At 69.7% G+C, this 20,911-nt stretch carries 17 protein-coding genes; 15 read left to right on the top strand and 2 right to left on the bottom strand.

The window, feature by feature from the left end; all coding sequences use genetic code 11:
- The 6 genes from FXF52_RS34890 to FXF52_RS43530 form a co-directional block, all read left to right on the top strand.
- Positions 1-465 (top strand): DUF2306 domain-containing protein (locus tag FXF52_RS34890; protein WP_148803717.1); only part of this gene is annotated, 465 nt, incomplete at its 5' end.
- Between the two features lie 555 nt (positions 466-1,020).
- Entirely contained in the window at positions 1,021-1,647 is a 627-nt protein-coding gene (locus FXF52_RS34895) for a TetR family transcriptional regulator (protein ID WP_148803719.1), read from the top strand.
- 43 nt (positions 1,648-1,690) lie between these two features.
- Complete coding sequence (locus tag FXF52_RS34900) at positions 1,691-3,274, top strand: MDR family MFS transporter (protein ID WP_148803721.1); 1,584 nt, start codon at positions 1,691-1,693, stop codon at positions 3,272-3,274.
- Positions 3,275-3,335: 61 nt separating this feature from the next.
- Positions 3,336-3,635 carry a hypothetical protein gene (locus tag FXF52_RS34905; RefSeq protein ID WP_148803722.1) on the top strand — a complete coding sequence of 100 codons (300 nt, stop codon included), beginning with the start codon at positions 3,336-3,338 and terminating at the stop codon, positions 3,633-3,635.
- The gene (locus tag FXF52_RS43525) at positions 3,632-3,763 is read left to right on the top strand and encodes a hypothetical protein (protein WP_255472702.1); all 132 of its coding nucleotides are present in this window, start codon (positions 3,632-3,634) and stop codon (positions 3,761-3,763) included. The genes FXF52_RS34905 and FXF52_RS43525 overlap by 4 nt, the downstream gene beginning before the upstream one ends.
- A gap of 69 nt (positions 3,764-3,832) precedes the next feature.
- Positions 3,833-4,120 carry a hypothetical protein gene (locus FXF52_RS43530; RefSeq protein ID WP_255472703.1) on the top strand — a complete coding sequence of 96 codons (288 nt, stop codon included), beginning with the start codon at positions 3,833-3,835 and terminating at the stop codon, positions 4,118-4,120.
- 151 nt (positions 4,121-4,271) lie between these two features.
- Here FXF52_RS43530 and FXF52_RS34915 read toward each other — a convergent pair whose 3' ends face one another.
- Positions 4,272-4,589 (bottom strand): MerR family transcriptional regulator, encoded by a 318-nt coding sequence (locus FXF52_RS34915; protein ID WP_148803724.1) that lies wholly within the window; start codon positions 4,587-4,589, stop codon positions 4,272-4,274.
- Between the two features lie 1,270 nt (positions 4,590-5,859).
- Here FXF52_RS34915 and FXF52_RS34920 point away from each other — a divergent pair.
- From FXF52_RS34920 to FXF52_RS34950, 6 genes are all read left to right on the top strand, one after another.
- The gene (locus tag FXF52_RS34920) at positions 5,860-7,086 is read left to right on the top strand and encodes an epoxide hydrolase family protein (RefSeq protein ID WP_255472704.1); all 1,227 of its coding nucleotides are present in this window, start codon (positions 5,860-5,862) and stop codon (positions 7,084-7,086) included.
- A gap of 72 nt (positions 7,087-7,158) precedes the next feature.
- Positions 7,159-8,034, top strand: coding sequence for an alpha/beta fold hydrolase (locus FXF52_RS34925; RefSeq protein ID WP_148803728.1), 876 nt, complete (start codon positions 7,159-7,161; stop codon positions 8,032-8,034).
- Between the two features lie 470 nt (positions 8,035-8,504).
- Complete coding sequence (locus tag FXF52_RS34935; protein ID WP_148803730.1) at positions 8,505-11,231, top strand: tetratricopeptide repeat protein; 2,727 nt, start codon at positions 8,505-8,507, stop codon at positions 11,229-11,231.
- Positions 11,232-11,356: 125 nt separating this feature from the next.
- The gene (locus tag FXF52_RS34940; protein ID WP_187413900.1) at positions 11,357-12,052 is read left to right on the top strand and encodes a hypothetical protein; all 696 of its coding nucleotides are present in this window, start codon (positions 11,357-11,359) and stop codon (positions 12,050-12,052) included.
- A gap of 29 nt (positions 12,053-12,081) precedes the next feature.
- Positions 12,082-12,717, top strand: a complete 636-nt coding sequence (locus FXF52_RS34945) for a DUF2306 domain-containing protein (RefSeq protein ID WP_148803738.1) — start codon at positions 12,082-12,084, stop codon at positions 12,715-12,717.
- Entirely contained in the window at positions 12,714-13,514 is an 801-nt protein-coding gene (locus FXF52_RS34950; protein ID WP_148803732.1) for a GNAT family N-acetyltransferase, read from the top strand. The genes FXF52_RS34945 and FXF52_RS34950 overlap by 4 nt, the downstream gene beginning before the upstream one ends.
- Positions 13,515-14,008: 494 nt before the next feature.
- Here the strand turns inward: FXF52_RS34950 and FXF52_RS42075 are convergent, their stop codons facing one another.
- The gene (locus FXF52_RS42075) at positions 14,009-14,449 is read right to left on the bottom strand and encodes a hypothetical protein (protein ID WP_187413901.1); all 441 of its coding nucleotides are present in this window, start codon (positions 14,447-14,449) and stop codon (positions 14,009-14,011) included.
- 476 nt (positions 14,450-14,925) lie between these two features.
- Here FXF52_RS42075 and FXF52_RS34960 point away from each other — a divergent pair, with 476 nt between their 5' ends.
- The 3 genes from FXF52_RS34960 to FXF52_RS34970 form a co-directional block, all read left to right on the top strand.
- Positions 14,926-15,438 (top strand): hypothetical protein, encoded by a 513-nt coding sequence (locus FXF52_RS34960; RefSeq protein ID WP_148803734.1) that lies wholly within the window; start codon positions 14,926-14,928, stop codon positions 15,436-15,438.
- 1,149 nt (positions 15,439-16,587) lie between these two features.
- Positions 16,588-19,605 carry a M36 family metallopeptidase gene (locus FXF52_RS34965; RefSeq protein ID WP_222870844.1) on the top strand — a complete coding sequence of 1,006 codons (3,018 nt, stop codon included), beginning with the start codon at positions 16,588-16,590 and terminating at the stop codon, positions 19,603-19,605.
- 176 nt (positions 19,606-19,781) lie between these two features.
- A partial coding sequence (locus FXF52_RS34970) for an alpha/beta hydrolase family protein (RefSeq protein WP_370518066.1) occupies positions 19,782-20,911 on the top strand: 1,130 nt, incomplete at its 3' end.

Here is a 20,911-nt window from a genome sequence, read left to right on the forward strand (position 1 = left end):
ACCGCGCACCGGTGGATCGGCCGGGCGTACTTCTTCGCCGGAGTCTTCCCAGCGGGCATCGCCGTATTGGGCGTCGCACCCCTGAGCAGCACCGGCTTCGTCTCACAGGTCGGCAACACCATGCTCGCGGTCCTCTGGCTCGCCACCTCGATCGCCGGATACCGGATGGCACGGCAACGCCGATTCGTCGAGCACCGCCGGTGGATGATCCGCAGCTTCGCCCTGACCACATCAATCGTGCTGAACCGGGCGTGGCTGATCCTCTTCGTCATCCTGCTGCTGCCCCACGTCGACACGACCTACGGCGGCGATCAGGATGCGATGATCCGGGCAGCGGCCGGCGCCAGCGCCTGGATGAGCTGGGTGGTCAACCTGCTCGTCGCCGAGTGGTGGCTGGAACGCGGCGACGCCCGCCGCCGGACCCACCGCACGGGCCAAGCCGCCGACCGCCGCGACGCGGCCTGACGACAGGAGAAACGGGGCCGGCGCAACGGCGGGAAGCGGTCGGGCCGGCCCGGATCTGAACCACCCTACGGCCTGCCAACAGCTCCGCTACCAGGCGGCTCTTGCCGACGCCCGCCTCACCCTCGATCGACACCATCGCCGGCGGCGCCTCCACCGCGCTGGTGAGCACCGCCAGCTCCGTGGCGCGCCCGATCATGGCCGGCGCGATGACGCGCCGGCCTGCGCCCACCGGTTCTGCACGACGACCCTGTACCGCGCCAGAACTCAACGAATGGTTGTGAGCTGGCGTCTCACCGGCACGAGCTCCGGCTCGTCCGGGCGCGCTCGGCGGCGGAGCTGCGCTGGGCGGAGCTGGCCGCGCAGGTACGGGAACTTGAGCTGGCGAACGAGACCTACCAGGACTTCGTCCGGCGCCACCCCGCGCACTCGGACGCCGGCAGATGACCTGACCGGGAGGGCTGCCGCGTGCCGGCCCTCGCCGGTCGCGCCGTTAGCCTGATCACTTCAGAGCACGAAAGTTTGCAGGTACTGAAATATCCGTCCTAGTGTTGCCCGGTGACCGATGGCAGCACCTCGCCCGCGACCGCCGGCCTGCGGGACCGCAAGAAGCGGCAGACCCGGGCCGCGCTGGCCACCGCCGCGCTGCGGCTGGTCGTCGAGCGCGGCTTGGAGCACGTCACGGTGGAGGAGATCAGCGAGGCGGCGGATGTCTCGTCCCGGACCTTCTTCAACTACTTCCCGAGCAAGGACGACGCCCTCATCGGCGACCACGCCGTCGACACCGCCCGGCTCGTGGCCCGGGTCGCCGAGGTGCCGCCGGAGGTGTCCGCGCTCGCGGCCATCCGAACGGCCCTCGCCGAGGTGATCGACGAGATGCAGGCCGACCGCGAGCTGTGGCTGCTGCGCATGGAGGTCGTCACACGTAATCCGGCCCTGCTGCCGCGCCTGGCCGCGCTCGGCGTCGAGGCGGAAAGGACGATGACCGAGACCCTCGCCGCCCGGGTGGGTGTACCCCCGGATCATGGCTTCCCCGCACTGCTCACGGCCGTAACCGGCGCCGCGTTCCGCACCGCGATGCTCCGCTGGGCCGCCGCCGGCGGCGCCCGGTCCCTGGCCGAGCTGGCTGACGAGGCGTTCGACGCGCTCGCCGCCGGCCTGCCCGACCCCCGATGCACCCGGTGACCACCGTCCCTGGCGCTCCCCCATCGACGAGACAAGGAACCTGATGTCCGCACCCACTGTGCCCGCCGACGCCGTCGAGGTCGGCACGGCACGCATGTCCCGCCGTGAGGTCCTGCAGGCCCTCTCCGGCCTGATGGTCGGCATGTTCGTGTCGATCCTCGCGTCCACGGTCGTGGCGAACGCGCTGCCGCGCATCATCGCCGACCTGAATGGCAGCCAGACCGTCTACACCTGGATCGTCACGACCGAACTGCTGGCCATGACGGCTACCGTGCCGCTGTGGGGCAAGATGGCCGACCTCTACAGCAAGAAGCTGCTCATCCAGTTGTCCCTCGGGCTGTTCGTGATCGGCTCGCTGATCGCCGGCTTCACGCCGAACGTCGAGGTTCTGCTGCTCAGCCGGATCGTGCAGGGTGTCGGCGCGGGCGGCATGACTGCCCTGGCCACCATCGTCATGGCCGCCATGATCCCGCCGCGCGAGCTCGGCCGGTATGCCGGCATCTTCGGTGCCGTCTTCGGCGTCGGCACCATCGCCGGGCCGCTGATCGGCGGCGTGCTGGTCGACACCTCGTGGCTCGGCTGGCGCTGGTGCTTCCTGATCGGCGTGCCGTTCACCATCCTGTCGATCGTCCTGCTCCAAAAGACGCTGCATCTGCCCGTCGTCCGTCGCCAGGTGCGCATCGACTGGCTCGGCGCCGTGCTGATCACGACGGGCGTCTCGCTGCTGCTGGTCTGGTCGTCGCTCGCCGGCAACAAGTTCGCGTGGGCGTCGGGCTGGACGGCGGTGATGGTGGTCGGCGGTGTCGCACTGCTGGCGGTGGCGGTGTTCGTCGAGTCCCGCGCCGCCGAGCCGATCATTCCGTTGGACATCTTCCGCAACCGGACGGTCTCGCTGGCCACCATCGCCAGCGTGCTGGTCGGCGTGGCCATGTTCGGCGGCACGGTCTTTCTCTCCCAGTACTTCCAGATCTCCCTCGGCAAGTCGCCGACCGTGGCCGGGCTCATGAGCCTTCCGATGATCTTCGGGCTGCTCGTCTCGTCGACCGTCGCCGGCCAGCTCATCACAAAGTACGGCCGGTGGAAGATGTACCTGATCGCCGGTGGCGCCATCATGACCGTCGGCATGGTCCTGCTCGGCACCATCGACGCGGAGACCAGCGTGGTCGTCCTGTCGATCTACATGGCCGTGCTCGGCATCGGCGTCGGCATGCTCATGCAGAACCTGGTGCTGGCGGCGCAGAACGACGTGCCCGCCAGCGAGCTCGGCGCGGCCACCTCCGTGCTGACGTTCTTCCGCAGCATGGGCGGCGCGATCGGCGTCAGCGTGCTCGGCGCGGTCCTGGCCAACCGGGTCACCGACCTGATGACCGAGAAGCTCGGCCCGGCCGCGGCCGGCGGGGCTTCCGCCGGCGAGGTCCCCGACCTGTCGGCGCTGCCCGAGCCGGTGCTGCGGATCGTGCAGAGCGTCTACGGCACCGCCACGGCCGACCTGTTCCTGATCGGCGCGCCGCTGGCACTGCTGGCGATGGTGGTGGTCCTCTTCATCAAGGAGAAGCCGCTGCACACCGTCAGTGGCGACGAACGGCGGGCCCAGGAGGAGGCCGCCCAGGCGGCCATCGCCCACTGACGCCCAGCAGAGACGGGTCCCGCAGCGCCGGCACCGCGCTGCGGGGCCCCTCGTCGTTTCCGTGGTCGCGGGCTCGCTGTGCGTCGCCCTGCCGCTGAGCGCGGCCAGCGACGGCTGCGGCAACTCGGCCACCCGGTCGGCGGCCTGCCGGAAGTTACGGGCGCCGCACAACAGCGCCAGCGTCGTCACGGTCAACACCGCCGCGAGCCGACGACGCACGCCCGTGCCTTCGCGGATCGCTGACCTGCCCGAACAGGGCCGCCAGCGTCGCCACCTGCTCGGTGTCGACCTCCCCACCCTCATCCGTGACGGCACCGACGACAGCATGGAGACTGACACGACCTTTCTTTGCAGGCGATGACTGGCGTGAAGAATCTTCATCGTCTACTTAGAGGTCCTAACGAGGAGGCCATGCGGCGACTGCGCCATCCGTTCGCGGTGGAGCAGGTCCGGCCGACGGCGGGCCGCAACCCGGAGCTGCGCGACTGACCCCACCGGCTCACGCTGTTGGAGCGGACTCCACGACCGAAGAGCGTCGGGCGCGGCTCCAGCGGCGGTATGGCGGTGGTGCTCGCCAGCCTGGCCTTGGCCAGGTACGGCAATGCGCGTGGCTGGTTCGACCTGGTCGCGGCGTACCACCACATCGCACCGCTGCGTGTGACCATGACCGCCGCGGCGACCGCGTGGCGCAACTCCGTCACCCTCGCAGCGGTGATCGATTCCGACGCCGCCGCGTTAGGGGCGTTTCCACCCGTACGGTCGTCGTCCGTTCCGCGGCTGGCCTTGGTCGTGCGCTGCACGCCGCCGATCAGCCGTTTCCAGGTGCGGCGGCCGGACGCCCGATAGCGGCGCTTCGGACCGCCGGCCGGCCGGGATGCCGAGAGGCGCCACAAACGGGGTATGGCCCGCCAGGGGGCGAGGCGGGGACGACGGGTCCGCCCGCTGGCTTACCGACACCGGCGGCCACGCCCGACGGCCTCACCCGGGGGCGGCTCGGTCAGCCCTGTCGCCGCGTCCCCTGCTGCTTCTCGTTCTGTCGGAGGGCTTCCTCGAGCTGGTCTTCCAAGATGATGATCCGGCAGGCGGCCTCCAGGGCGGTGCCCTGGTCGACCATCTCCCGGGCCCGGGCGGCCAGGCGCAGCTGGTAGCGGGAGTAGCGGCGGTGCCCACCGGCGGAGCGGTGCGGATCGATCAGTTTCGCCTCGTCCAGTCGGCGCAGGAAGTCCTGCGAGGTACCGAGCATCTCCGCGGCTCGGCCAATGGTGTAGGCGGGGTAGTCCTCGTCGCCGAACATGTCATCGGGGTTTTTCCCCATGTCACCTCCACGTCGAGGGCCCCGGCGCTTGCGCGCCGGGGCCCAGGGTTACGGGTCAGAACACCATCTGCCGACAGGAACGTCGGCTTGTCGTATCCGCACCAGCCGTCAGTGAAGGCTTCGGGTGCGAGGATCGCATAAGCGTGACCGGAGACCACCTCTCGTTCGATGGAAACTACGGTGTCCGCCCGGCCTGGTTTGACGGCCGACGGCGGGCGATCCAACGGTGTACGGCCCTCCCTTTCCTCTACTTCTCTTTCCCTTACTTGACGTGCCGTCCACCGATGTCGGAGCCCACGCGACTTCATGACCCCGTACACATACGGCGAACATCAGCTGGAGCCCTGAAGATGCCTTGGCCCCACCTGCGGTGCCCCGTCGCGCTTCACGTCGGGGCTGACGTGCTCCTACTGCCGTTCGGGAGGAACGGTGATGAAACTTCCGCTCCCCCGCCGCCCGTCGTGACCTCACGGCCGGGCGGTACGTCTGCGTCTTAGTGGCTCTCTGTTCTCGACCTAAAGAAGAGTAACCCGTGCTGCCGAGGATTTCTAGCCGATTCAGCAGAGATTTTCTGGCTGGTCGTCATCAGGGTCGCCGGCCCGCCAGGGGCCACCAGCAAAGCTGGCGGGTGGCCCTCGCGGACATCACCGGCGAGCAGGCGGTCGTAGCGCCGGCCGTATGCGCCACCAGTGCACCAGGCCGTAGGCGGTAGCGCTGTGGATCAAAAGTCCTGCCGACCATGTGGCGGTCACTTGCCGAGGAAGATCGTGAAGGTGAGCAGGCCGATCGCGCCGCTGAGGGCATCGGCCGCGGCACGGGCAGTGGTTTCCGCGGTGTGCAGCACCTGCGCGACGACGGAGGCGGTGAACGTTGTTGTACTTGCCGTCGCGACCGCCCAGGGCGGGTCGGTGGCGGCGTAGTCCAGTGCGGCGGCCGGAAGGAGACTCCCCGTGGCAAGGACGTGCCGGCCGGGCAGGCCGTTGCATAGCGCAACAGCTGGCCGGTGGGCAGAACTACGCCGCGGACGCGGGCGTGTTCGTGCAGGTGCTCGGCGAGGCCGAGGCTGATCGGCTGCCACCGTACGTGCCGCTCTTCTCGCTCAGGCGCACGAGGCCGTTGGAGCGGTCCAGATCAACAAGCCACAGGGCGAGGGCGTTGCCGCATCCGGTACCCACCCGTCCCGGCTCGGATCGCCGAACTCATGCGACAGCCAGGTGTAGACGGCGATCGAGGTGGTATGCGGATGGCCTGGCGAGGAGCGGAGGCCCATGTGGCTGTCAAGACCGAAGAGCGGGTGGGCATTGCAGGTGTTCGGCCGTTCACGATTGATATCCCCGAGGCGGAACTCGAGGCGCTGCGCACGCGCATCAGGGCGACGCGCTGGCCCGAGAGGCAGACCGTCGATGATCAGTCGCAGGGCGTACCGCTCGAAACAAGCCAGGCGCTCGCGCGCTATTGGGAGAAGGAGTACGACTGGCGCAAGGTCGAGGCGAGGCTGAATGCACTACCGAACTTCATCACCGAGATCGACGGGCTCGACATCCACTTCATCCACGTCCGATCGAAACACGACGACGCCCTGCCGCTCATCGTCACACACGGCTGGCCCGGCTCGATCATCGAGCAGCTGAAGATCATCGGCCCGCTCACCGATCCCACGGCACACGGCGCGAGCGCGTCGGACGCCTTCCATCTGGTGATCCCGTCCCTGCCGGGCTACGGGTTCTCCGGCAAGCCGACCACGCCAGGCTGGGGCCCGGAGCACATCGCCCGCGCCTGGATCGAACTGATGAAGCGCCTCGGCTACACCCGATTCGTCGCCCAGGGCGGCGACTGGGGCGCGCTCATCACCGACCTCATCGGTCTGCAGGCGCCCCCGGAACTGCTCGGTATCCACACCAGCATGCCTGGCACGGTTCCCCCCGACCTCGATGCACTGATCCAGTCCGACATCACCGGGATAAACAAGGCGCTCAGCAAGCTGCCCGCCAACCTCTCAGAAGAGGAGAAGCGCGCATGCGGGCAGCTCGACTTCTTCTGGAAGCATGGAGCGTACGCCCTCGTGATGGGGACGCGCCCCGAGACGTTGACCGGACTCGCGGACTCGCCCATCGCATTGGCGAGCTTCATGCTGGACCATGACGCAGCCAGCCTGGAGCTGATCTGCCGGGCCTTCGCCGGCCAACCCGGCGGTCTCACGCGAGACGACATCCTCGACAACATCACCCTCTACTGGTTGACGAACACGGGGGTTTCCGCGGCTCGTCTCTACGCGGAGAACAAGTTGTCCTTCTTGTCCGCGAAGGGCGTGTCCGTGCCGACCGCCGTGAGCGTCTTCCCGGACGAGCTCTATCAGGCGCCGCGGAGTTGGGCGGAGCGGGCGTATCCCAATCTCATCCACTACAACCGGCTCGACCGGGGCGGGCACTTCGCGGCCTGGGAACAACCGCAGCTGCTCACCGAAGAGCTTCGGGCCGGTTTCCGCCCGCTCCGCTAGCCGAGGCGATTCGGGTACGCCGACCGTGGTGTCGGGTACGCGAAACGGGACTGACGACTGCGAGGGGGAGGCATGGACGGCGCACGGATCCCACCCGGATTCACGGAACAGACGGCGCGGGTCGGTCAAATCGCGATCAACTATGTACGGGGTGGTCAGGGTGGGACATTGGTCCTGCTGCACGGCTATCCGCAGACGTGGTTCATGTGGCGCAAGGTTCTGCCGGAGCTTGCCAAGCGGTACACCGTCATCGCGCCCGACCTGCGCGGTGCTGGCGGGAGCGACGCCCCGGCAAGCGGATACGACAAGAAGACCCTCGCCCGGGACGTACACGACTTGCTCGCCCAACTCGGGCTCGAACGGGACATCTGCCTGGTTGGCCACGACATCGGCACCATGGTTGCGTACGCGTACGCCGCCGCCTACGGCGATCAGGTGAGCAAGCTCGTCCTCACCGAGGCGCCCATCCCGGACCAGGGCCTGTATCAGGCTCCGTCGCTCACTCCGAACGGGCCGGGCCTGTGGAATTTCGGGTTCTTCAGCCTCCCGAACGGGCTGCCGGAGCAGATTGTGGCCGGCCGGGAGGAACTCTGGGTGGATCGATTCACCGACTCGATGGAGGTGCAGAAGACCGGCATCGGCAAGGACGAGGTCGCGGAGTACGCCCGGCACCTTCAGGACGATGCCCACCTGCGGGCAAGCTTTGAGTATTTCCGCGCCCTTCCACAGGACATCGCCGACAACGCCGAGTACGCCAAGACGAAACTCACCATGCCGGTGCTCGCCCTCGGCGCCCAGGCGAGCCTAGGGGACGCCGTATCCCAACAGGCCGCCCATTACGCCTCCAACGTCAGCGGCGGCGTCATCGAGGACTGTGGCCATTGGATCTTCGAGGAACGCCCCGCCGAACTCACAAGCCAACTGCTGAAGTTCCTCCAACCGGCGTGACCTGACCCGTTCGACTCCGGCCGGCCGTAGGCGGCAGTTCCGGTGGCCGTCACGGCCCGCAGGCGCGGTCCGCGGCGGCGGCGAGCGGGTGTGGTCTGCCGCTCTGGCGGCTAACGCGGCCGCCACGGCGTGGAGGTCCGCTTTGATGTACGTGGTGGTGGCCGGCCCGGTGGAGTCGGTGTGCCCGGCATAGGCGCGGGCGACCCCGTAGCCGAAGTGCCGTTCGACCCAGGTCAGGGTGGTGTGGCGCAGCCAGTGGGAGGAGATGCCCTGGGCGGCCACCCAAGGCAACTGCCGGCCGATGCGTTTCCACAGGTGGTCGTAGCGGCGGCTGTTGATCGCCTGCCCGTTGCGGTAGCGCAGCAGACGGTCGGTGGGCAGGACTGCGCCTCGGGCGCGGGCATGTTGACCTACTGCTCGCAGACCAGTACCGGCTGAACACCGCCTCACAGCGGGCCTACGATGGTCGAATGCCTGTGCTGGGCACCAAGCTGCACCTGCCTTCGCCGCGTCGTCGGCTGGTGCGACGCGCCCGCCTCACCGACCAACTGCGCACGGACGGAGGCGAAGGGCCGCGGCTGGTCCTCGTCGCGGCACCGGCTGGGTTCGGCAAGACCACACTTCTGGTGCAGTGGCTGGCGGGGGCCGAGAAGTCGCAGCGCAGAGTTGCGTGGTTGGCTCTCGACACAGGCGATGCCGACCTCCGACAGTTTCTGACCCACCTCGTGGCCGCGATTCAGACCGCCGAGCCTGAGGCTGGTGTCGACGCGCTCGCCCTGCTGGAGGTCGGCGGCGCCACGCCAACCGACGCTGTCCTGGTCAGCCTGATCAACGATCTCGACGTCCTCGCCGGTCCCACGGTGGTGGCGCTCGACGACTACCACGTCATCGACGCGGCCGCCGTCCATGAGGCGGTGACCTTCCTCCTGGACAACCTGCCTCCGCAGGTCACGCTGGCGGTGACCACTCGGGCCGACCCGCCGCTCCCGCTGTCCCGTCTGCGTGCGCGGGGCGAGCTCGTGGAGGTGCGGGCCGCTGACCTCAGGTTCACCACCGACGAGGCGGAGGTGTTCCTCAACGAGGTGATGGGGCTGCAGCTCGAGCCCGCGCTGGTGGCCGCGCTCGAGGCGCGCACCGAGGGGTGGGCGGCGGGGCTGCAGTTGGCCGCGCTGTCGGCCCGGGCCCATGCCGCCGCCGGCTGGCCTGGAGATGTCGCTGGGTTCGTCGAGGCCTTCTCGGGGAGCCATCGGTTCGTCCTCGACTACCTCGTTGAGGAGGTTCTGGACCGGCAGCCGGACGAGGTGCGTGCGTTCCTGCTCGACACCTCCGTGCTCGACCAGCTGACCGGCGGCCTTTGCGACGCCCTGACCGGTCGCTCCGACGGTCAGCCGATGCTGGAGACCCTTGAGCGCGCGCACCTGTTCGTCGTCCCGCTCGATGACGAGCGCCGGTGGTACCGCTACCACCAGCTCTTCGCCGACGCATTGCGTGCCCGCCTGGCTGCCCGGCAGGCCGACCGGGTCGGTGAGCTGCACGCCGCGGCCAGCCGATGGCTCGCCGAGAACGGGCTGCTGGCCGACGCCGTACGGCACGCGATCGCGAGCGGCGACCACGAGCACACCGCCGACCTCGTCGAGCTCGCCGAGGCCGACATGCGCCGACGACGCCAGGACCGCACCCTCCGCGACTGGCTGGTTGCGCTGCCCAGCGACGTCGTCCGTCGCCGACCGCTGCTGGCCACCTTCGTTGGGTGGAGCCGGCTATCCGCGGGCGACTTCGACGGGGTGGAGGCGTGGCTCGACGCCGCTGAGGCTGGTCTCGACACGATGCCGCCATCGACCGTTCCCACCGCCGGCTCGCTGGCCGAGGCGGCCCGGGACCGGGAGGGCGAGCTCCGCTCCCTCCCGGCCATGATCGCGGTCTACCGCGCCGCGGTCGCCCAGGCCAGGGGCGATGTCGACGGTACGGTCTCGCACGCCCGCCGGGCACTCGCGCTGGCCGGGCCGGAGGACCACTTCCCGCGCGGTGCCGCCGCCGGCTTCGTCGGCCTTGCGGCTTGGGCGGCGGGCGACCTCGGCGCCGGGGTGGACACGTTCACGGCGGCGGTCGCCAGCCTGCACGCGGCCGGCATGGTCGCAGACGAGCTGGGCGCCACCGTCGTGCTGGCAGAAATGTGGCTGGCGCGCGGACGCCCGGTCGAGGCGCGCCGGCTCTACGAACGGGCGCTGGCCGCGGCCGAGAGCCACCCCGGCCCGGTGCTCCCCACCACCGGCGACCTGCACGTCGGCCTCGCCAACGTCCTCCGCGAGCAGGGCGACCTCGACGCGGCCGCGGAGCACCTCGAGCTCGCCCGCGAGCTCGGCGACCGGGCGTCGCTGCTGGAGAACCGGCACCGCTGGTACACCGCGACGGCCGCACTGCTGCAGGCGCAAGGCGACCTCGACGGCGCGGTCGCGATGCTCGACCAGGCGGAGCCGCTCTTCCTGCCCGGCTACTTCCCGGACGTGCGGCCGATCGCCGCGGCCCGAGCACGGGTGCGGATCGCCCAGGGCCGCCTCGATGAGGCGCGAGCGTGGGCCCGCGAGCGCGGGGTCGTGCCGACAGATCCGCTGGCCTACCTGGCCGAGTACGACCAACTCACCCTCGCGCGGCTGCTCATCGCCGAGGGTGACGCGCGCGCGGCGCTCGACCTGCTCGACCGCGTGCTGGACGCCGCGCGGACGGCGGGCCGCGACGGCAGCCTGATCGAGGCGCGCCTGGTGCGGGCGCTCGCCCACCAGGCGAACGGCGACGTGGACTCGGCGGCGCCTGACCTCGCTGCCGCCCTCGCTGACGGGGTGCCGGCCGGCTACTGCCGGCTCTTCCTCGACGAGGGGTACCCGATGGCCGAGCTGCTCGGGAAGGTCGCCCGCGCCGCGCCGCACGACGTACGGACGCACGCCGAGCACCTGCTGGCCGCCGCACAAAGACCGTCGGCACCCGAACCCGCCAGACCCGCCTGCGAGGAAGGACTCAGCGGGCGTGAGCTCGAGGTGCTGCGGCTGCTGGCGACCGACCTCAGCGGGCCGGAGATCGCGCGACAGCTCTTCGTCTCGGTGAACACGCTGCGCACGCACACCAAGCACATCTTCACCAAGCTCGACGTGAACACCCGCCGCGCCGCGGTACGCCGAGCCGCGGACCTCGGGCTGCTCTGAGCGTCACCGCGGCCGAATCACCACCCTGGTCACATCACATGGTGATGTGGCCTCACCACGTCGGTTCCTAACGTCCCGGATATCGCCGGACACCCCGCCCGGCACCGGGCACCGAGGAATCCGACATGAACATCACCACCCATCGCATCACGGCAGCCGCCGGTCTGTGCGCGGCCGCCGCCGGCGCCATCTACGCAGGCGTCCAGGTCAACCACCCACCGGCCGACGTCGCGCACATCGTGACGACCGAGATGGCGGTCCGTGAGACCGCCAAGGCCGTGATGGCCGTCCTGTCGCTGGCCGGCTTCGCCGGCATGTTCCTCCGCAACCACCGGAGGTTCGGGGTTCTCGGGGTGGCCGGCTACGTGCTGCTGACCGTCGGATACCTCGCGATGTTCGCCAACCAGGTCATCGTCGCCTGCGTCCTGCCGACCGTGGCCAAGACGAGCCCGGGCTACGTCCAGGACTATGTTGACGCCGCCATGGGTGGCAGCCCGAGCGGCGATATCGGCGGCATGACCGTCCTGTTCGGCATCACCGGCATCGGCTACTCGCTCGGCGGCCTGCTTTTCGGCATCGCGCTGTTCCGAGCGGGCATCTTGCCCCGCTGGGCCGCCCTGCTGCTGGCCTATGGCACCGTCTCCGCGCTGGCGCTGTCCGTGCTGCCGGAGTCCTTCGACCGCCCGTTCGCGGTGCCCACCGGCGTCGCGCTGATCGGCCTCGGCATCTCGCTGTGGCGTGACGGGCGCCGGCGGGTCGACGCCGCCGAGGCGGTCGACGCCCGGCCCACGGTCCACGCCGACGTCGCCGCGGTCCGGTGAGCACCCGGAAACGGAGCTGGCCGGTGCCGATGGCGCTGGTCGCCCTAAGCGCGATCCCGCTGACGGCCGGGACGCTGCGGCTGATCCAGCTGGCCGGCGGCCCGGCCGTCATCCCCGCTGACCACCGGTTCACCGGCCTCCCGCTCCCGCTCGTGGTGCACATCGTCGGCGCGACGATGTACGTGCTCGTCGGGATCCTGCAGCTCGTGCCACGGTTCCGCCGCCGGCACCTGGCCTGGCACCGCCGTGCCGGCCGAGTCCTGGCCGTGGCCGGCCTGCTGGTGGCGACCTCGGCTCTCTGGATGACGCTGTTCTACGAGGCGCAGCCCGGCACCGGCGGCCTGCTCTACGTGCTCCGCCTGGTCTTCGGGTCCGCGATGGCCGCCTGCCTTGTGCTCGGCTTCACCGCCGTACGTCGCCGCGACATCGCGGCCCAGCGGGCGTGGATGATCCGGGCGTACGCGATCGGCCTGGCCGCCGGTACCCAGGCCTTCACCGAGGGCATCGGCGGCGCGATCTTCGGCGCCGGCGTGCTCGCCGCCGATCTCGCCAAGGGCGCCGGCTGGGTGATCAACCTGGCCGTCGCCGAGTGGGCTCTTCGAAGTCCCGCCCGTCGGCGCCCCGCACTCCCCACAGGTCCTCAGCAAGCTGGAGCGCCCTCATGAACACCGCCCCCACGACGTACGCGATCCGCGTCGACGGCCACCTCGACGACCACTGGTCCGCCTGGCTCGGCCAGCTCGACCTGACCCGCGACGACGACGGCACCACCACCGTCACAGTCTCGGTCGCCGACCAAGCGCAGCTCCACGGTGTGCTCGCCGGACTGCGCGACATCGGCGCCGTCCTCACTGAGCTCCGCACCACCGGCACGCCGGCTCCCATCTGCCCGTCGGTGCTCGAGCGCCCATTGCAGACCGAGCGCCTCACCCTTCGTCCCGCCGCCGCCGACGACGCCGACCCGACCTGGGCGTTCCGTCAGCTCGAGTCGGTCAACGAGTGGCTCACTGGCTGCCCCGCGGACCTCGAGGGCTACCGCGAGCTGTTCTCGAAGCCTGCCCGCCTCGCGACCACTGTCATCGTCACCCTCGGCCACGACCCCGAGGCCCCGACCATCGGCGACTTCATGCTCCGCCGCGAGGACGCCTGGGCCCAGCTCGATGTCGCCGACCAGGCGCGCGACATGCAGGCAGAGCTCGGCTGGGTCCTCGATCCCGCCTTCACCGGCCACGGCTACGCCACCGAAGCCGTACGTGAGCTCCTCCGCTACTGCTTCGAGGACCTCGGCGTGCGCCGGGTCACCGCGAACTGCTTCCTCGGCAACGACACCTCCTGGCGCCTCATGGAGCGCGTCGGCATGCGCCGCGAATTGCACGCGGTCCGCGAGTCACTGCACCGGTCCGGCCGATGGCTGGACACGGTCGGCTACGCCATCCTCGAACAGGAGTGGTCGCGGGCCTGAGCAACGCCCCCTCATGCCGCGAGGCGTTCATGACGTTCAGTGACGCTCGGTCCTGCCGCTCGCGTCCGGATGGTGCGATCATGTGCGTCTGACGGCATGGCAGAACGTCGAACAGGCAGAGCCGGAGTTCGCGCAGCGCGTACGCGCGCCCATCGACGCTCACAGGAACAAGATCATTACCACCTTGCGAGCCGACGGGTCGCCGCGGATCTCGGGGATCGAGGCGGTCTTCCGAGGACGGTGAACTCGTTTTCGGCTCGATGCCGAACGCGCGCAACGATGAGCAGGAGCGGAAGGAGCGCCCCGACCTGGGCACTCGCGGCCACGACACGACTCCGTTTCCTCAGGCCGAGGTAGGGGCGGACGCGTGGGCCGACCGCAGCAACTGGCCCTCGATCAGACCGACCTGCTGCCTGATCCGGAACCCGCGGACCTACGCCGGGCTTCTGCTGGCTGTGCAGCTTCGCGGCTCGGTGGCATACGTCACGCGTCGTTCAGCCGGACAGGCCCGTCGGCCAGAACTGGAACAGGAACGACTCCACTCCACGCAGTTGCTCAATGCCAGGTCGAGGCGTCAAAGCGGCGATGCGGGCCCGCCCGTTGCTGTACGCCCGCACCTCGTAGTGGCCGGGTGGGCCGATCCGGAGAACATGTGTGTCGGTCGGCTGGATCTGCAGATAGCCGCTGTCCAGCCGGACGCGTCCGGCTTTGCCGCTCTCCCACCCGTCGAGCACGGGCGGCGGGCCGTCCCAGATCTCGACGGTCACGCTCGCGTAATGGTCGGTGGCGCCGGCGCTGATCGCCATGACGCAGTTCGGGGCGATCGACAGCCAGTCCTCTTCGGACACGTCGTCGTCGCCCGCGTCGTCGAGCAGCAGGATCATGCGGCGAAAGACAAGTACCTCGGTCTCGAGGCGGGTCAGGCGTCGGGCCATTGGCGTCCCCTCCAGGACTGACCTTGCCCGCCCACTGACGGGTGGGAACTATGTCGGCGCATCGTGGCATCGGTGGGTGCCCGGGACCGTTCGGTCTCGGGCACCCACCCGACCTTACTGGTGCACCTGCAGTGATCCCCCGTCCAGCAGTTGAGGATCACTTACGTCGAGGTCGTAGCCCGGTGCGCGATTTGTGGCCGTGCTCGTGCGGCGGGCACCTGGTCCTTCGCCGCCGCATCTGCCCGAATGCCCGGGGTAGCCGATCGCCAGCGACCACATCATCGCCCTACCCGTTGAGCCCTCGGTTACGAGCGGCGAGACCGACCGCCCGCGCTACTTTCCCTTCGAGCTCCCGTGCGAGCTCTGGCATGATGCCGGGCATGCCTGCCACGCCTAGCCCCCATCGCTCAGCCGTGGACTCGCCGACGATGCCACTGGTGCCGGTCTCCGGACAGGCAGAAGGTGCCCCTGACAGGATGCGTTGGTTCATGTGGGCGGCGGTGGCAGGTGCGGTGGCCGCGGTCGTCCTTGCCGCCGTGGCCCTTATGTTTGCCGGCGGCGATCCCGAGCCGGCCGGGGCCGGTTCCGCACCGGCAATTCCTGCGGCCACTGACGCTGCGGTGTCAGAGGCAGCCGAATCGCAGGTGACCGACGCGCCATCGGCGTCCCCGTCCTCCTCGCCCTCTGTGAAGCCGTCCCCCCGTCCGACCCTGCGCCCTATGGATGTCATCGCGGGACTGCACACCACGGTCCGCGAGCTCGTTCAGGACGGACAGTTGAAGCCAGATGCCGGCGAGGACCTCACCAAGCGGCTGAAGGACGCTGCGGAGAAGCTCGCCGATGGCGAGGTCGACAAAGCGCGGGACAAACTCGAGGAATTTGGCAAGAAGGTGGCCAAGCTGCGCGAGGAGAACAAGCTCTCCAGCGCGGGCTACCAAACCCTTGCCGCCGGGCTGGCGCAGCTCGCAGCACTGCTGCCCAGCCGCTGAGTGTTCGGCCGGTCGAGCCAACCGGTCACCACCGCCAGCGCAGAAGCCGTCCCTTGGAGCGGGCCACCATCTCTGAACGCACCGCATCTACCCGAACCTGTGTTCGACGTTCCTGTGGATGTGGAGAGGTGAACGCGCTGGCACATCACGATCCGCTAGGGCCGGACCGTTCAGCAGTAACGGGGGGCACAGGATTTCCTTGCCGAGCGACCTCCACAGCAGCACGCCGAGGTGCTGCGGCACATGTTCGGCTACGTCCTGGCCAACCGCGACTTCCGCAGTCGACCAGCCGACCGACCGGCTACGGCGGTGGTGCTCGCTTGACCGTCTACCACTCACCTCGTCCTTGCCGTTGGTCAGAACGTGGAGTCACCGTGCGCTGAGCGAACTGTCGGCGTAACACAATCGACCTGCAGCATTGCGCGGGCGGCAGGGGCGAGGAACCCTCCGGGGGTGCCGGGGAGGGGTTGGGTGTCCCACCCCTGCCGCGCCGTGGATGTGCCGCAACCCATCCGGCATATGTGCGTCAACAACGAACTCACCGTTACATCCTTTGCAGTAAGGACAACCCGAGCATGTGGCCCACGGGTGGCGAGCGTCAGGGCTGCCGGCGGATCGCCACCCCGTCGTACGCGACAGCGACGAGGTTCGGCTTCCCGTGCCCGATGACGTCCACGATGGCAGGGCATCCGCCTGACACCCGAGCCCATTGACGCGGTTCGTCGTGTACCCGTCGGCGCTGGTCACCAGGCCGGCCCGGCCGGCGCCGGTCACGTCACCCATCGCAGCGCCGAGGCCGGGACGGCGGTAGCCGCTACTGTCCGGCGACGTCCGATAGGTCGTCGGCCCGGAGGAACCATCCGCCCGCCCCAGCCGCATCCACGTGCCGTAGCCGTAGGACTGCGTCCTGCACGTTCCGTTGCGATGCAGCCGTCCCCGTCGATGTGCAGTACGACAGGCAGCCGGCACCGGCACGGGCGCAGGCATGATCAGACCCGCATAGGAGTCTCGATGGGTATTCGTCGACCGCTTGCGGTCGGGGCGGCTTTCGCCTTGGTTCTCACACTCAATCCTGCTGTCGCCTCGGCCGTCGTTGACGTCGGATCGCCGGTCGTCGACAGGCTTGATGTCCGGCGTACGGGGCAGTCCGTGCGCCCCACGGAAGGTCAGGTCAGTGCGGCGCGCGAGTTGGTCGCCGTCGCGGGTGCCGGTACTCGGGTCAGTTGGGACGGCCGGTTCGGCACGCCTCGGACGATCCGCAAGGATGGCGGCTGGCTCACCGGGCCCCGCTCGGGAGACCCCGTCTCGGTGGCCCGGTCGTTCATCGACGGCAACCGTGACGCGTTCGGCCTCACCGCGGCGGACGTCGCGTCACTCGCTGTCGTACGCGACCACGAACTCGTCGGTACCGGCACGCACGTCGTGAACTTCACGCAGACGTACGCGGGTCTGCCGGCGGTCCGCGGTGGCCGCCTCGGCGTGGCGGTGACCAGCGACGGCAAGGTTCTCTCCTACGCGGGCAATTCCGCCCGTACCGGCACGCTGCTGGGCACGCACCAACTCTCCGCGGCCAAGGTGCTGGAGGGCGTGGCCGGCAAGCTCGCCCCCGGGGTGTCCTTCACCGCTGTGCCGGCCGGCGACCGCGCCGGCTTCCAGGTGTTCGCCAAGGGGCCGTTCGCCGGCGCCTCCTATGTGCAGAAGGCGGCGTTCCCGACCCGGGACGGCGCCCGGCCCGCCTACCGGGTGCTGTTCATCAAGTCCCTCGACCAGGCGTGGGACACCGTCGTCGACGCGGCGACCGGGGAAACGCTGTACCAGGCATCCCTGGTGGCGCACGACGCCGAAGGCACCGTCTACGAGAACTACCCGGGAGCCCCGGCCGGCGGCGCCCCGGTGGTCAAGTCGTTCGGGCCGACCGCCCAGTCCCCCTCGGGTTACGTCGACCCGACCGGGCTGGTGGGCCTGGCGGGCCCGACGACGCTCGGCAACAACGCCAACACCTACGCCAACTACTCGAATTTCCTGGTCCCCGCCGATCAGGGGCCACGACCGGTGAGCCTCACCGGGCAGTTCAACTACGCGTACGCCGCGAACTGGGCCCGCAGCAACGGCCAGTCCGTGCCGCCGTCCTACGCCCTGGATCTCGATCCGGCGGCGACGAACCTGTTCTGGCACCACAACCGCATCCACGACGAGTTCCGGGCGCTGGGCTTCACCGAGTCCGCAGGTAATTTCCAGGTCAACAACGGCGGCAACGGCGGCCAGGGCGGCGACCCCGTTCTGGGGCTGGTCCACGCCGGGGCGGCAACCGGCGGCGCACCCACCTACACCGGCCGCGACAACGCCTACATGCTCACCCTCCCCGACGGCATCCCCGCCTGGAGCGGCATGTTCCTGTGGGAGCCGGTCAACGACACCTTCGAAGGGCCGTACTCCGACGGCAACTTCGACGCCTCCGTCATCGAACACGAGTACGCGCACGGGCTGTCCAACCGGTACGTCAGTGGCGAGGACAACGCTCTCAACACCCACCAGTCCGGGTCGATGGGTGAGGGTTGGGGCGACTGGTACGCGCTGAACCACCTCTACGGCAACCAGCTCGCCACCACCGCCGTGGTCGGCCAGCACGTCACTGGCAACAGCGAACGCGGCATCCGCAACTGGAGCTACGACCAGAACCCCACCGGCTACGGCGACGTCGGATACGACCTTGGCGGCCCCGAGGTCCACTCGGACGGGGAGACCTGGACCACCATCCTGTGGGACATGCGAAAAGCCCTCGTCGCCCGGTACGGGCAGGCCGCCGGCGGTGAGATCGCCGCGCGGCTGATCACCGACGCGATGCCGCTGTCCCCGGCGGACCCGTCGTTCATCGACATGCGCGACGCCATCCGCGCCGCCTTGGACAACCGCTACCACAGCCGCGCCGACTACGCCGCCCTCGTGGACGCCGTGTACGGCGCGTTCGCTAAGCGGGGCCTGGGCCTGCACGCCGTCAGCGACGGCGGCGACGACACCGACCCCATCCCCTCCTACGAGCACACGAACCCGGCCCGCAACGGCACCCTGACCGGCACCGTCGTCAACGCGGCCACCGGCAAGCCCATCCCCGGCGCCCGAATCATGCTCGGCGTGTTCGAGGCCAGGGTCACGCCGCTGCGGACCTCGTCCGCGGACGGCGGGTTCTCCGCGCCGGTGACCGCCGGCACCTACCCGGTGACGATCGCGGCCGACGGGTTCGGCGCCCGGACCTTCCCGGGCATCAAGGTCACCGCCGGCAAGACCTCCGCGTTGCGGTTCGCCCTGGCACCCAACCTGGCCTCGGCCGCCAACGGCGCCACCATCGTCTCCGCCACCACGACCGGCGCCGCCCGCCTGATCGACGACACCGAGGCCAGCAGTTGGAAGACCACCCCGGGAACCGGGAACGCCGTGATCAAACTGGCCGCCCCGGCCCAGATCTCGTCGATCCAGGTCAGCGCCTTCACTACCTCCCGATTCGAGGGACTGCGCGGGTTTACCCTGCAGACCTCCACCGACGGCACGAACTGGCAGACCACCCTGACCAAGGCGGACGCCTTCATCTACCAGACGCCTCGACCGACCGCACCTGACCTGCACTACAAGCAGTTCACCCTGCCGAAGCCAGTGCAGGCACAGTACGTGCGGTTCTGGGCCGACACCGCGCTCGGCGAGACCAAGACCGACGTGCAGACCGCCGAGCTGCAGGTCTTCTCCCCCGCCGCCACCGGGGTCGAGCCGCTGCCCCCGTCGCCGCCGGACGCGCCGGTGACCGAGACCGGCGTCATCGCCATCGGAAACCCGTCCACCGGCACGGCCGACGACGCCACCGGCGTCACAGCCACGGCGTTCAAGACGACCTGTGCGGTACCGGCGGCACCGGCGCAGGGCGCTGACGGCTGGGTCACCAAGCTGCCGGACAGCTTCGGCGACGGCGCCCACGAGGTGCACGTGAGCAGCGACAGCGTGGCCCCGTACGACTTCGACTTGTACTTCTACGACGAGTCGTGCACCTTGCTCGGCTCAGCGGCCTCCTCGGCCGCCGACGAGGCCGGCACGATCCCCAGCGGAACCCGATTCATCCTCACCCAACTGTGGCTGGGCGCCGCAGTCCCGTTCACCCTCACCGCAACCGACACCAAGTGAGCTGACCTTCGCCAGATCCCGTGTGCGGGGTGGTGGCTGCTGGCAGACCGGTGGACACCACCCCGCAGTCGTCACAGCGCCCTCCGACTGTGACGGGCTGTTGCGGAGCTGGCCATTTCAGAGATGAACATCAGTAGGAGAGGAGCAAGGCGGGCAGGTAGAAGGGCTGGATCACGGTGACACGGACGCGTAGGGAATGGGGCCGGGTGGCCCTCGCCGGCACGCTCGCTCTGTTGGCGGTCCTGCCGGGGGCAGCGCCCACCGTGGCGGCTGCGGCGGGCGACGGATCGCCGTATGCCGGGGCGCTGAGGGCGAATTGTGCGGCGTATCCGGGTGGGGCGACGATCTGCTCGGCGCAGGTTCCCAGCTTTGACGGCACGCCGCTGGACGTGGATGTCACCCGGCCCATGTCCGGCACTGGTGACATCCACCCCTTGATCGTGCTGCTGCACGGCTTCGGCAACGACAAGCACGAGTGGGAATCCACCTCGGAAGTCGCTGACGGGGCGGACAAGTACCACTGGAACAGCCACTGGTTCGCCGAACACGGCTACTACGTGCTCACCTACACCGCCCGCGGCTTCCGCGACAACGGCCCGAAAGCCAGCCATCAGCCGTCGACACCGGCCGGTGCCGCGCCGACTTGCCTGCCGCCCGGCGGGTCGGCCTGCCCGCCGGCCGGCACCATCCGCGTTAAAAACAAGGACGTCGAGATCCGCGACACCCAGTGGCTCGCCGCCCTGGTGGCGCTTGCCTATCCCGACATCAACCGGAACCAGGTCGCGGTCAGCGGCGGCTCCTACGGTGGCGGGGAGAGTTGGCTGCAGGCAGCCGCTCAGGCAGGCAGCGAGTACTGGAGCGACTGGCCCGGCCTGCCGCGGCTGCGTCTGCAGGTCGCCGTGCCCAAGTACCCGTGGACCGACCTCGCCTACGCGCTGATGCCCAACGGCCATCCGGGCGGACCTTCCCAAGCGCCCGCTGGTGAGCCGTACCGGGGCAGCGACCTGTACTCGTCGGCGCAGGGGGCGCCGGACACTCCCGGCGTCGGCAACCCGATCGGCGTGACCAAGACCAGCTACATCGGCGGGCTGTACAGCCTCGGCACCGCCAACGGTGTCTTCGACGAGGGCTCACTGAGCCCGCAGAGCAACGGGCCGGAGCCGTTCACCGCCTGGCTGGCCAGGGTCGACGCGGGAGAGCCCTACAGCGCGCCGGGCCGCGTGGATGATCCGATCATGGGGCAGTTGAGAGCAGCGTTCAGCGGCTGGCACTCCGCCTACTACCAGCCGGGGTGGCGGATCGGCCG

The organism is Micromonospora sp. MP36, assembly GCF_008119785.1.
Taxonomy (GTDB): Bacteria; Actinomycetota; Actinomycetes; order Mycobacteriales; family Micromonosporaceae; genus Micromonospora.